A 13,974-nucleotide genomic window follows, 5' to 3' on the forward strand; every position below is an offset into this window, starting at 1 on the left:
CGCAGCCTCGCGGGCTCGGCAGCGGCTACACCGGCCAGCTCAGCGCACCAGTTTCGCTCACGAAGGCTTCGCTGATCTGCGAGCCGTCCAATTTCACCCTCACGTAGCCGTTGCGTACCCGCAGCGGGTAGTTCGGATCATTCGCCGACAGGGTTTCCGACCATTGCACCCGGGGGTTGCCTTGCAACTCGCGGGTGACGCCATAGGGAATCGCCCCGTGGCCGATGCAGCGCCCGTACATGCCGCCCTGGGGCGCATAGCAGATGCCATTGTGCAGGTGCCCCCAGTACCAGTAGTCCGGCACCCGGCCCAGGGCCGCGACCACCTGCTTGTACAGCGCGGTCTGCTGCTGACCACTGATATCCAGCCCCTGGTGATGACTGAGCACCATGATCTTGCGCCCCTGCCCCTTGCTCGCCACCAGGTCCTTGAGCCATTGCTGCTGCGGGGGATTGAGGTTGCCGTCCATGTACAGGTTCATTTCATCGGCGGCATAGGCGCTGTCCAGGCCGACGATCAGCCAGTGGCTGTTGAACAGGGCGAAGTAGCTGGTGCCTTGCTGCTTGGGAAACAGCGCGGCGATCTCGGCAAAGTAGCCATGGGCACCGCTGTACATTTCATGGTTGGAGTTGAGGCTGAATGACGCCTGGCGGCCCATGGGCCAGTCGGCAAGGTCGGCGTTCTCTTCGCTGCCGGTACCGGCGTAATACACATCTCCCAGGTGGACGGTGAAATCCGGCTGGTCCTGCTTGATCAGGTCCGCCACGCGCTGCGCCGCCGAATTGGGCTGGAAGTAGCCGGTGCCCCAATCTCCGGCCATGCCCAGCAGCACGGTGTCCGGCATTTCGATCAGCGCCGGGGTGATGCCGAACGGTGCATGGTCGCGCAGGTTCTCGATCCAGTTGAGCAAGGCCTCGCTCCAGCGTAGATCCAACAGTTCCCATTGGCGACACCCCAGCAGGGTACCGTCCTTCATCACCTGGGTCTGCAATTGGGCCACCGTTTGCGGCAAGGGCGTGGCGTTGCCCAGGTGCAGCACCGACAGGCCGTGGGCCAGCTCCCAGGGTACGGGGGCTTGGCCGGGTGGCAGGTCGCCGTGGATCAAGGCGTACTGCGCCTGATCATGGGCACGCTGCAGCAGTTGTACGATCGCCTGCAGTTCGGCGGGTTCGAGCTGATGACGGAGTTTTTTCCAGGCCAGATCGAGCCTGGCGAGCAAACCGTCGATCCGGGTTTTTACCCGGTCGACATCATGTTCCAGATTGCTGATAAGTGGCATACCGGCATCCCTCTTGGGTGGGTGGTCCTTGCCCCGCTCCCGGTGGTTCCAGGGGCTCATGTGTGCACTCAACGCCATGTCTACCGGGTGCGACGAAGCGGCCTTGGCGCGGGCCGCGACGGGCGCCCATCAACCCAGGGCGGTCTTCTCCAGGTGCGCGAGGATCAGCGGGTAGACGTCGACCACCGCGTTCTTGCCGAAGATGCAGTCGATGTGTCCGTAGCCCGGTACTACGTGGCGGCTATAGCGCTCAGGACCATGCAGTTGGCACAGGCGTTCATAGGTTTTCTGGGTGCTTTGCGGCAGGTAGCACTGGTTGTCCGCACCACTGATGAAGCAAATGGGCAACGCCAACCGGTCGAAATGCGGCATATAGACGTCACGCCCCTTGAAGTCCACCAGGTGGCCCTTGCGGCAGATCAGGGCCAAATGCTCGAAGGTCTCGATGTTGGACTCGCCGAACAGCTCATGCAGGTTGTCATGCAGGGCCTGATTAAGGGTGTCATGGCGGTACAGCGAGGCATACATGAAGGTGATGCGATGGCACACCGGATTGCTGCAGTAGCCCTGAGCCTCAAGCCGCGCGTAGCCATTGAGTGCGGTGTCGTAGAGTTTGTTGAACCAGCTCTCCTTGGCGTCGGCGTAGGCGGTCAGGGATTTAACCCCAATGGCATCGAGCATCCCCGGCAGGTGCAACCCGGCCTTGATTCCGGTGGCCTTGGCGACCACGGCGTCGGTGGCGATCTGTGAGCAGACCACCGAACGCACACCCTGTAGGCCCGCCAGCAACGACATGAAGAACGTGGTGGCACCGTAGCAATGCACCACGCATTGCACGTCCCGGGCCGCCGTCGCCTGCTGGATCTGGGCAATCGCGGCCTTGAAATCGTAGGCCGCAATCTGATCGCCATTGCATTCCTGCTTGCTCGCCGGCAACAGGATGCTGACCCGAAAATCCAGGAGCCAGACGTCATAGTCGTGCTTGCACAGGTATTCCAGCAGGTTGGTCTGGATGGTGTCGGTGGAAAAAATACCCGAGCCCACGCCCAGGCCATGCACCAGCATCACCGGGCCTTTGCCGCCGGCCTGGTAACGGGTCAGGCGCAACCGCACCTGGTCGTCGGTCTGGAAGAAATGCACGGTGGGCGCCGGCGCATCCAGGGGCCGCTTGCTGCGTGGCGGCGCGTCGGGGTTGAAGTAGATATCCCCGGCAAACACCCCACCGTAGCTCTCCCAGAGCACGCCGGCAAAGAACTTGCCAAAACGCGCCAAGGCGTCGATACGCTCGAGCTCGTTGCTCGCATTGAGCACCTTCATGGTGGTCATCTGCTTGGCGAAGTCCGACGGCAAGATGTGCATCACCCCCGAGCCCAGCACCGGGCCGTTTTTGTCCCGACCGCGATAGAGGGTGACGTAAAGGGTGCTGGTGTCGGACCAGATATTCAGTACGCCATGGTCTTCGGGCACGCTCTTGAAGGCGCTGAAGTAATACTCGTTGCCATCTTCGGCGCTCAGGCGCATGTCGTAATTCATGTGGCGCACGCCGACCTGCTGCCGGTACTCCTCAAACAGGTTGAACACACCCTGGCTGGCCACCAAGGGTTGCGCCGACAACCCTGGCGCGCTGAGGGTGCCGACCAAGGTCGCGCCATGCTCGGGCTCGTTGAGCATGCGGTTGAGGTCGGCGGCGGTGATGGTCAGGGTAAATTCGATCGGCGAGTTTTCCGCTTCGCCACGCCTGGCCGCTTCTCGATAGCGCGCCAGGTCCGTGCCGGGTGGCTGGGTGAAGGCGCTGGAGAAATAGCCCCTCATGGTTTCAGTGAACTGCACCCCCAGGGTCGGCGCTGCCACCGCTTTACTGGGGGCCGACGGCAAGCGGTAGTCGATCTGCCAGCCGCGATCCTCGGCCAGCAGGCGCATGTTGCGCTCGCTGATCGCGGATATGGTCAGCAACGGGTTAACCGCGAGCGAGGTTGGAATCACCGCCCCGTCCGCCACGTACAGCCCGGGGTAAACCTCATTGCCGCTGCTGGCGCTGAACACTTGGCCTTTGTGATTGACCACGCCCTGGCTGGCGTCCTCGCCCATCACGCAGCCCCCCAATGGATGCACCGACACGATGCTGTGCTTGAGCAGTTGGGTCCAGATCGGGTTTTCCACCCAGATCCCGCCCAAGGCCCGGGTTGCCTGATGCAACCGCTCGTTGCCCAGGATCACGTTGGGCTGCTGACCCACTCCCGGCCAATCGATGCGCAACTGGTCATGGGCGTCCAAGCGCATGCGCCCGCGGCCATTGTCATGGCTCATGATCAGGTAGGTCTGCATGGCGTGCAGCGCACCGTAATACGGACCGCGCACGACCCCCTCGGCCTCGCGCTCCTTGTAGCCCAATCTGCCGCTCAAGCTGTGGTCGGTGGGTTTGCCCAGGGTCCTGGCGAACAGCGCCATGCTCGGTACCATGGCGCGACCCAGGGCGCCGGGGATCGAGCCCTCCTCAATGACCATGCGGCTGCGCCAATCGCCTTCGGTACGCAGGTCGATGATCGAGGTGATGCACGGGCCCACGGGTTTCAACTCGTTGGTCGGGTGGTTGCCAAAACCGACGCCGTTGATGGCCTGCTCACAGTTGTAGGCAAAACCGAGGATGTCGCCGTTACCGCTCATGTGCGCCCCCAACTGCGCCGAGGTGGCCAGGCCCTTGGCCCTGGAACGCAGGAGGATCTCCGTGGAGCCCAGGGTGCCGGCACTGAGCACGACGATGTCGGCCTTGACGAACAGGGTCGGCGCCGAGAATTTCTCGCGGCCGCTGTCCAGGTACTGGAAGTGCACAATCCAGCCGTCACCGTCGCGCACCAGATAGCGCACCTGAGCCTGACAGAAGATCTCGGCACCATAATTACTGGCATCTGGCAGGTAGTTCATCAAGGTGGTGTTCTTGGCCTTGTTATTACAACCCGAGACGCAGTCGCCGCAGTGATTGCAGGGCAGCTGCTCGACCCCAACATGGTTGAGGTTGTTGCTCAGCTTGGCGAAGTTGACGTTGATCGGCGGTTTGTAGAAGTGCGCGCTCTGCTGGAGGAAATCCGCGGATTTACGGTGGGCTTCAAGCTTGCGCAAGGGGGGTGCCGAATCGGGATAAGGGCTGGGCTTGAGCATCTCCCGGGCTCGGGCAAACCCCTCCTTGAGCAGGGTGTCGCGGTGTTCACGTACGGCTTGAGGCCAGCGCGGATCATCAAATACACCCGGCTCGGGCTCCAGGGAAACATTGGCATTGATCAGCGACGTGCCACCCAGGCCGCAGCCGACCACCACGTTCTGCTGGTCGTTGACGTGCAGATCAAACAACCCGGTGCGCGAGCCGATGTGCCCCTCGGGATCATGCACCTGCAACTCCTCGGTGGCGGTGGCCAAGGTGTTGGGGTACTCGCCGGGCTGAATCTCCCGTCCCCGCTCCAGCAGGCACACCCGCTGCCCGGCCCGGGACAATCGGGAAGCGGCTATACCACCGCCGTAGCCCGAGCCGATGACGACAACGTCATAGTGCTCCTGGATCTCGCTGATGGGGGTCGCGATCCGAGTCATAACGGGATTCCTCTCAGGCAGATGGGGCAGCTCTGCGGCCACCTCTGATAGGTGAAGCCGATCATGCACCGGGCAGCCGCACCGGCAGGCCTGGGGGCCAGAAACACAAACCCTGGAGTCAGTGATGAGGACGGGGCCGATAAACCGCAGGCAGGTCTATAAGCGAGCGTGCTGGTTGGCGACACGGCGCAGGGTGCGTCGGGGCCGGGGAGCCCGAGTCGCAGACGACTGCGGTAAACGACAATCCATTGCCTGAGCTCCTTACATGGGATGTGGATAAGTCAGTGCTCATTCCCTGAGGGATGAGTGAAGACAGACCACTTGCCGGTGTCAAGAAAGCCATTAGAACTGTATGAAATTTGATCTATTGCTTTACACGCTATGGATTACAAGGGCTACAGCCTTCAGCAAACACGTTATCCACACCTTGGCCCACAGTAACTGTGGGCAAGTGCCAGGCGCCAGGGGATATTTTATCGGGCAACGCCAATAAAATCCGTGGCTTATGACAAAACAGCCGTTTGCGGGACAATTGATCGATTTTCAACCAATTGTCTGTATGCCTTGTATTTAAGGAGCTGTAGCGGAGGGCGAACACCTTATCCACAGAACCACCAACAGACTTTGGGGGCAAGTCGGGTGGTCGGCACCGGAAACTGTGGAAAAGCGCTCAAAGCCATGAATTATCGGGGCTCAAGCGGATTAATCGACAGAAAAGCAAGGATTTGGTTGTTTTTTAATCAATCCTACGTAACCCCCGATCCACCTGGCCTGTAGCGCTAAGCGAACATCTTATCCACAGAAACGCCAACAGACTTTGGGGGCAAGTGCTGTGCAAAAGTCTCTTCGGCTGTTGCCCTGCACAGGAAAAAAGCCATGAAAAACCCCAGCTTAGCCTGGTCAAGTTTCGTACAAACGGCTACAGGGCTTGTTGTACACGGGCTTGAGCAAGGCGCGAACACCTTATCCACAGGTCCGCGCACAGGGATTGTGAGTAACCCCGCCAGCCCGATGTCGGCGCTGGCTCGCCAGCGAACAGCGGTGCCGGGAATCGGGCACGACCTTCGCCACCAGGCCGGCTCCTACGGTGGCTAAGGGCGGCGAAGGCTGTGCATAACCTTGAACTCAGCGCACCACGCCTTCTTCGATGAGCAGTTTGAGAATGGCCTCGGCCCCCGCTTCGGGGCTGACGCCCTTGAGTACCTGGCCGGTGCCGCCGCTGGCCTTGGCGGTGGCGGCCTTCATGCGGTCGGCGCCGCTCTTGGCCTTGATCACCTTCAGGCGCTTGGGCCGCGGTTTGGCCGGTTGCAGGCTGGAAGCTGTGAGTAACTCATCGTCCACCACCACGACCTGATCGGCCTGCAACAGACCACGGCGTGCCGGGCCATAGGCGCTCTGGCGCGGCTTGGGCGCGGCGTTATCCACAGTGGCCAGAAATGGCAGACGCACCTTGAGCCGACGCCGCTGCCCCCGAGGCAGGGCTTGCAGCACATGGGCCACGCCATCGGCCAGGGATTCGACCTCGGCCAGCCCCACCACCAACGGCCAGCCGAGATTTTCCGCCAACAGAAACGGCAGCATGCCCGAACCTTCGCCGGTTTCCGCCTGGCTGCCGGTGAGCACCATCTGGGCACCGGCGTCGCGCAGGTACTGAGTCAGGATCGGCAGCGCATCGGAGCCCGCGGGCTGTTCCAGCACATGTAACTGTCCCAGGCCCATGCCCAGGTAAGCACGCAGGGCCGGTTCGGCCACATCGCCGGCATGCAGCACCTGCAGTTTGTCCCCCGCCAGTTGCAGGCCCAGCTCCACCGCCCGGGCATCCTGCTCGGCGCGCCGTGGGCGACCGGAAGTGGGGTGGGCGCCAATCGACACCAGGCTGATCACATTGCTGTTCATCACGTTCCCCTTAAGCCGCGTCGCGCTTGGCGCCGTCGCGGTAGGCCGCTACCGCCGCGATCAAGGCCTTGAGAATGTCACCGCTGTCGCCAATCACCGACAGGTCGGCGCGTTTGATCATGTCGCAGCCCGGGTCGAGGTTGATCGCCACCACCTTGTCGCAAGCGCCGATGCCTTGCAGGTGCTGGATCGCCCCGGAAATGCCCACCGCCACATAAACCCTGGCGGTGACCCAGATGCCACTGGCCCCCACTTGCCGGTCACGGGCCATGAAGCCGTCGTCCACCGCCACCCGCGAGGCGCCTTCGGTGGCGCCCAGGGCCGCGGCGGTCTGGTGGAACAGCGGCCAGTCCTTGACCCCGTTGCCCCCGGAAAAGATGAATTCGGCTTCGGCCATGGGAATCGCCGCCGGGTCCACCGCCACCGCACCCAAGTCCTCGATCCGCGCCAGACTGCGGACCACCGCTGTGGATAACTCCACCGGCAAGGCTTCGTGGCGGGTTTCGCTGACCGGCTCGGCGCATTCGGCGGCCGCCAGGATCAAGCGTGGTGCCGGTCGCGCCAGGTCCTGTAGGCCGGCACCGGCCCTGCCGATGCACTGCCCATCCTTGACCTGCCAGACCCGGGTCGCCGGGCGTTCGCCCAGGGCCGCGGCCAAGCGCCGGCCGAGTTCGCCGCCACCGCTGCGGCTGTCGGGCAGCAGCCAGTGGCGCGGGTGGAGCTGGTTATCCACAGCTCGCAAGCCCTGCACCCGTTGTTCCGGTGCATAACCGTCGAATTCGCTGCCTTCGAGGATCAGCAGGCGGTCGACGCCGGCCGTGGCAAAGGCCGATTCCTTGTGCTCGCCAAACACCACCGCCAGTACCGCGCCGTCCTGGCCCGCCAACTGCCGGGCCAGGCCCAACAGGTCGCGGTCGTGACTGCTCAAGCGGCCGCCGACCATGTCCGGCACCACGCTGATGTAGAACGCCGGCTGCGCCACTTGATGCAGCGGCAACTGCACTTCGGCCGCTGCCGTGCGCTTGGCCGTGCCGCCCTGCTGGGCGCCACTGCGGTCGATGCGCTTGAGGCCATTGGGCCCGATGAAACCGACGCCGTGGGGGTTCTTGCGGATCAGGCCATTGGGCCCCATCCAACTGTGTTGCGCCGGCTGCATGGCCGCATGCAGCGGGTGCAGGCGGTTGCGGGCAATCCATTCGGCGCGGGGATCGCGGCGGATAATGTCGCTCATCAGTGCACCTCCGCAGGTTCAGGTTTCAGCGACGCCGGGGCGTTGCCTGGGGCGGCGTCTTCGAGCAAGGCATCGGCCACCAGTTCGGCGATGTCCTTGATCATCGGCCGTGGCTCCACCACCCCTTCGAGCATCGCCGTGCACTGTGGACAACCCACGGCCACCAGCTCAGCGCCGGTCTCGCGGATGTCCTCCATGCGCATGTCGGGTATGCGCTGTTTGCCCGGAATGTCGGTGATCGGCGCGCCTCCTCCGCCGCCGCAACAACGGGAACGGAAGCCCGAGCGCTGCATTTCCTTGATCTCGATGCCCAGGGCCCGCAGCACGTCGCGCGGTGCTTCGTACTCGCCGTTGTAGCGTCCCAGGTAGCAGGGGTCGTGATAGGTCACGCTGCTGCCCTTGTGCTGGCCCAGGTTCAGCGCACCGGCGTCGATCAGTTCAGCCAGGTAGGTGCTGTGGTGCTGCACCAGATAGTGACCGTTGAAGGCGCCGTATTCGTTCTTCAGCACATGGAAACTGTGTGGATCGCAGGTGACGATGCGTTTGAAGCGGTACTTGGCCAGGGTCTGGATATTGCGCTTGGCCAACAGCTGGAAGGTTGCTTCGTCGCCCAGACGTCGGGCCACGTCGCCGCTGTCGCGCTCCTCCAGGCCGAGCACGGCGAAGTCCACCTTGGCCGCCTTGAGCACTTTGACGAAGGCCCGCAAGGTGCGTTGGTTGCGCATGTCGAAGGCGCCGTCGCCGACCCAGAACAGCACCTCGGTGCTTTGTTTCTCGCTGAGCAGGGACAGGTTCAGGTCCGCCGCCCAGTTCATCCGCCCGCCCGGGTTGAAGCCGCCGGGGTTGTCGGTGGCGATCAGGTTTTCCAGGACCTCGGCGCCCTTGTTCGGGGTCGCGCCCTTCTCCAGGGTCAGGTGACGGCGCATGTCGACGATGGCATCGACGTGCTCGATCATCATCGGGCATTCCTCGACGCAGGCCCGGCAGGTGGTGCAGGACCACAGGGTCTCGGCGTCCACCAGGCCGTTGACGATGGGCTGGTGCGGATGGCCGCCATGTTCGCCAATGGCTTTGCCAGGGTACGGGCTGCCGGCGAACTGCGCGTCGGTGCCACCGGCCAGGCCGACCACCATGTCCTGGATCAGTTTCTTCGGGTTCAGCGGCTGGCCGGCGGCGAAGGCCGGGCATGCGGCCTCGCACTTGCCGCACTGCACGCAGGCGTCGAAGCCCAGCAGTTGGTTCCAGGTGAAGTCCTTGGGTTTTTCCACTCCCAAAGGCGCGCTCGGGTCTTCCAGGTCCAACGGCTTGAGGCCGGTGGAGCGCCCACCACCAAAGCGCTCGGCGCGGCGGTGCCAGGCCAAGTGCAAGGCGCCAGCGAAGGCGTGCTTCATCGGCCCGCCCCAGGTCATGCCGAAGAACAACTCGGACACGCCCCACAGCACGCCGACCGCCAGGATCGCCGCCAGTACCCAGCCACCAAAGTGTTCCGGCAGGATCCCGGCCACAGGCAGGGTTACCACAAAGAAACTCACCGAGAACGCCAGCAGACTTTTCGGCAGGCGCATCCACGGGCCCTTGGACAACCGCGCCGGCGGGTTGCGCCGGCGCTTGGCGACAAACAGCGCGCCGACGAACATCAGCGTGGTGGCCAGCAGCAAGGCGTAACCAAGAATGCGGCTGTGCAAGCCAAAGCCGTGCACCAGGATCGCCAGCACCGCGGCCAGGACAAAACCGCCCGCCGTGGCCACGTGGGTGTTGGCTATGTACTTGTCCCGGGCCACCACATGGTGCAGATCCACCATATAGCGCTTGGGCATGGCCAAGAGGCCACCGATCAGGTCGACCTTGGAGGCTCGCCCCCGGCGCCACATGGTCATGCGTCGCAGCGCACCGAGGAGCGCAAGGCCAACGGCGGCGAACAACAGAATGGGAAGCAGGGTGTTCAACATCACAATCACCTTAGGGTCAGCTGCAAGCGGCAAGTTTCAAGCGGCAAGAAAGAGCAATGTGAGCAGCGCTTTCGCTTGCAGCCGGAAACTTGCAGTTGCTGCTAAAAATCCTCACAGAGCCGAGTGCGTCCTATCGACCGCGCGTTTCCAGCAGCAAGACAGAGCAATCGCGGAAGCCTGCTTCAACTTGCCGCTTGAAACTTGCAGTTGCCGCTAAAAGTCCTTGCACAGGCGCAGTGCGTCGTAGATCGCGGCATGGGTATTGCGCTGGGATACGCAGTCGCCGATGCGGAACAACAGGTAGCCCTCCCCCGCCTCGCTCAGGCACGGCTGCGGCTTGATCGCGAACAGCGCCTCGACGTCCATCTGGCCCTTATTGCGCGAACCTTCCTTGAGCCCGTAGTAGAGTTCCTCGTCGGGACGCACGCCGTTCTCCACCACCACCTGGTCCACCACTCGTTCTTCGCGGGCGCCGGTGTATTCGTTCTCCAGCACCGCCACCAGTTTGTCGCCCTCGCGGTAGACCTTCTCCAGGGTCAGGTCCCCGGTCATGATCACTTCCTTGGGGTACAGACTGCGGTAGTAGGTGGGGAATGAGGTGCCGCCCACGGCGATGCCCGGCTTGATGTCGTCGGTGACGATCTCCACTTGCGAGCCCTTGTCGGCGATGAAATCGGTGACCGACATGCCGGTGAACTCGCAGATGGTGTCGTAGACCAGTACGTTCTTGCCCGGCGCGACCTTGCCGTCGAGGATGTCCCAACTGCTGACCACCAATCCTTCTTCGGCGCCCCAGTGTTCGTTCTGCTCGATGAACGGATGGCCGCCCACGGCCAGCACCACCACATCGGGGCGCAGGTCGAGGATGCTCGCGGTGTCCGCCGCGGTGCCCAGGCGCAGGTCGACCTTCAGGCGCGCCAGCTCCAGCTGGTACCAGCGGGTGATGCCAGCGATCTGGTCCCGCTGCGGGGCCTTGGAGGCGGTGGTGATCTGCCCGCCAATGGCGTCTTTTTTCTCGAACAGGGTCACGTCGTGGCCACGTTCGGCGGCGACGCGAGCGGCTTCCATGCCGGCAGGACCGGCGCCGACCACCACCACCTTGCGCTTGATGCCGGTGGTTTTCTCGATGATGTGCGGCACGCCCATGTATTCACGGGACGTGGCGGCGTTCTGGATGCACAGCACGTCCAGGCCCTGGTACTGGCGATCGATGCAGTAGTTGGCGCCGACGCACTGCTTGATCTGGTCGATCTGGCCCATCTTGATCTTGGCGATCAGGTGCGGATCGGCCATGTGGGCGCGGGTCATGCCGACCATGTCGACGTAACCGCCTTCGAGAATCCGCGTGGCTTGGTTCGGGTCCTTGATGTTCTGCGCATGCAGCACCGGGACCTTGACCACTTCCTTGATGCCCGCCGCCAGGTGCAGGAACGGCTCCGGCGGGAAGCTCATGTTGGGAATCACGTTGGCCAGGGTGTTGTGGGTGTCGCAGCCCGAACCCACCACGCCGATGAAGTCGAGCATGCCGGTGTCGTCGTAGTACTTGGCGATCTGCTTCATGTCCTCGTGGGACAGGCCGTCCGGGTGGAATTCATCGCCACACAAGCGGATACCGACGCAGAAGTCGTCACCGACTTCGGCGCGCACCGCCTTGAGTACCTCCAGGCCGAAGCGCATGCGCTTCTCGAAGGTGCCGCCCCATTCGTCGGTGCGCTTGTTGACCCGCGGGCTCCAGAACTGGTCGATCATGTGCTGGTGCACCGCCGACAGTTCGACGCCGTCCAGGCCGCCAGCCTTGGCCCGGCGCGCGGCCTGGGCGTAGTTGCCGATCACCCGCCAGATCTCTTCCGGCTCGATGGTCTTGCAGGTGGCGCGGTGCACCGGCTCACGCACCCCGGATGGCGACATCAGGGTCGGCCAGTTGTAGCCATCCCAACGCGAGCGCCGACCCATGTGGGTAATCTGGATCATGATCTTGGCGCCATGCTTGTGCATGGCGTCGGCCAGGTTCTGGAAGTGCGGAATGATGCGGTCGGTGGACAGGTTCACCGAGCTCCACCATTCCTGGGGGCTGTCGATGGCCACCACCGAGGAACCACCGCAGATCGCCAGGCCAATGCCGCCCTTGGCCTTTTCTTCGTAGTACTTCACGTAGCGCTCGGTGGTCATGCCGCCGTCAGTGGCATAGACCTCGGCGTGGGCGGTACTGAGCACACGGTTGCGGATGGTCAGTTTGCCGATCTGGATCGGCTGGAACATCGCTTCGAAAGCCATTTTCTTAACTCCGCTTACAACGGTTTGACGACGAACAGGCCATCGTCGTGGCCTTCTTCGGAACCACCGTAAACCTGCTCTGCCACGGTGCGGATCTGGCTGCCACGGGCGGCCAGGATCTGGTCCATGGCGCCAGCGAACCAACCGGTGAACATGTAGTCGACCTTGCGCCCGACCTTGCCGTAGACGTAGACGAACGCCGAGTGTTCGAGCTTGACGCTGGCGGTGCCTTTATCCAGGTCGATGTCCTGGATCTTGAACAGCCCCCAGCCGCGCTGGGACAGGCGCTTCATGTAGTGCTCGAACACCGCGACGCCTTCTAGGCCGTGGCATTCGGCTTCTTTTTCGCACCAGTGCCAGGCGGACTTGTAGCCGGCCTTGTAGAGGATCTCGGCGTAGGCTTCGGCCCCCAGGACTTCCTCGATGCCCATGTGGTTGTTGACGAAGAAATGCCGTGGCACGTAGAGCATCGGCAGGGCGTCGGAGGTCCAGACACCGGTTTCGCTGTCGACTTCGATAGGCAGTTGCGGGGCGATCTTGGCCATGTTTCAAAACTCCGGAATTCTGTGGATAAGTACGTCTGTAGCCGCTGCCGCAGGCTGCGGCAGCGGCTACAGGGATAAACGTGACGGGTGGCCTTATTCGCCCCAGACATCCTTGAGGACGTTGACCCAGTTCTCGCCCATGATCTTGCGCACCACACGCTCGCTATGGCCGCGCTTGAGCAGGGTTTCGGTGAGGTTGGGGAACTCGCCCACGGTGCGGATGCCCAGGGGGTTGATGATCTTGCCGAAGTTGGTCAGGCGCCGGGCGTAGCCCTTGTCGTGGGTCAGGTATTCGAAGAAGTCCTGGCCGTGGCCCTGGGTGAAGTCGGTGCCGATGCCGATGGAATCCTCACCGACGATGTTCATCGTGTATTCGATGGCTTCGGCGTAATCGTCGATGGTCGAATCGATGCCCTTGGCCAGGAACGGCGCGAACATGGTCACGCCGACGAAACCGCCGTGATCGGCGATGAATTTCAGTTCTGCATCGGACTTGTTGCGCGGGTGCTCCTTGAGCCCGGACGGCAGGCAGTGGGAGTAGCAGACCGGTTTCTTGGATTCGAGGATCACTTCCTCGCTGGTCTTGGAACCGACGTGGGACAGGTCGCACATCACCCCGACGCGGTTCATCTCGGCGACGATCTCGCGGCCGAATCCGGAGAGCCCGCCATCACGCTCGTAGCAGCCGGTGCCCACCAGGTTCTGGGTGTTGTAGCACATCTGCACGATGCCCACGCCCAGCTGCTTGAACACCTCGACGTAGCCGATCTGGTCTTCGAAAGCGTGGGCATTCTGGAAGCCGAAGAGAATGCCGGTCTTGCCCACTTCCTTGGCCTTGCGAATGTCCGCGGTGGTGCGCACCGGCATCACCAGGTCACTGTTTTCGCGGATCAGTTTCTGGCTGGCGGCAATGTTATTGACCGTGGCCTGAAACCCTTCCCACACCGACACCGTGCAATTGGCCGCGGTCAGGCCGCCCTTGCGCATGTCCTCGAACAGCTCGCGGTTCCACTTGGCAATGATCAGCCCGTCGATAACGATGCTGTCGGCGTGTAATTCGGCTGGGCTCATCAGGCTGTCCCCTTGTTGGCGATTCACGCGCCGAATCGTCTGCCGGCGCTTTGGGGTCAGCATATGCTTGAGGACCGGGGCGCCTCGGTGCAAAAACGACAGGGGAATTGCCGAAAGCGTCAAGACCCGACAAAGGGCCGGACGCAG

The 13,974-nt window shown here is 63.0% G+C and carries 8 protein-coding genes; all 8 read right to left on the reverse strand.

The genetic code is table 11. From position 1 onward, the window contains the following. Positions 1–25: 25 nt before the first annotated feature. The gene (locus tag PLD_RS02190; RefSeq protein WP_159889380.1) at positions 26–1,279 is read right to left on the reverse strand and encodes a metallophosphoesterase; all 1,254 of its coding nucleotides are present in this window, start codon (positions 1,277–1,279) and stop codon (positions 26–28) included. A gap of 129 nt (positions 1,280–1,408) precedes the next feature. Continuing rightward, entirely contained in the window at positions 1,409–4,861 is a 3,453-nt protein-coding gene (locus PLD_RS02195) for a GMC oxidoreductase (RefSeq protein WP_159889382.1), read from the reverse strand. A 1,125-nt stretch (positions 4,862–5,986) separates the two neighbouring features. Continuing rightward, on the reverse strand, positions 5,987–6,757 hold the full coding sequence (locus PLD_RS02200; RefSeq protein WP_159889384.1) for an electron transfer flavoprotein subunit beta: 771 nt from the start codon (positions 6,755–6,757) through the stop codon (positions 5,987–5,989). A gap of 10 nt (positions 6,758–6,767) precedes the next feature. Continuing rightward, the gene (locus tag PLD_RS02205) at positions 6,768–7,988 is read right to left on the reverse strand and encodes an electron transfer flavoprotein subunit alpha/FixB family protein (protein ID WP_159889386.1); all 1,221 of its coding nucleotides are present in this window, start codon (positions 7,986–7,988) and stop codon (positions 6,768–6,770) included. After that, entirely contained in the window at positions 7,988–9,937 is a 1,950-nt protein-coding gene (dgcB, locus tag PLD_RS02210) for a dimethylglycine demethylation protein DgcB (protein ID WP_159889388.1), read from the reverse strand. The genes PLD_RS02205 and dgcB overlap by 1 nt, the downstream gene beginning before the upstream one ends. Before the next feature lie 213 nt (positions 9,938–10,150). Continuing rightward, positions 10,151–12,211 (reverse strand): dimethylglycine demethylation protein DgcA, encoded by a 2,061-nt coding sequence (gene dgcA / locus PLD_RS02215; RefSeq protein WP_159889390.1) that lies wholly within the window; start codon positions 12,209–12,211, stop codon positions 10,151–10,153. Positions 12,212–12,225: 14 nt separating this feature from the next. Beyond that, the gene (locus tag PLD_RS02220; RefSeq protein ID WP_159889392.1) at positions 12,226–12,756 is read right to left on the reverse strand and encodes a 4-vinyl reductase; all 531 of its coding nucleotides are present in this window, start codon (positions 12,754–12,756) and stop codon (positions 12,226–12,228) included. Positions 12,757–12,849: 93 nt separating this feature from the next. Then, positions 12,850–13,827, reverse strand: coding sequence for a dipeptidase (locus PLD_RS02225; RefSeq protein WP_060842023.1), 978 nt, complete (start codon positions 13,825–13,827; stop codon positions 12,850–12,852). Between the last annotated feature and the right edge of the window lie 147 nt (positions 13,828–13,974).

The sequence above is a fragment of the Pseudomonas sp. LD120 genome (assembly GCF_009861525.1).
In the GTDB taxonomy this organism is placed as follows: Bacteria; Pseudomonadota; Gammaproteobacteria; order Pseudomonadales; family Pseudomonadaceae; genus Aquipseudomonas.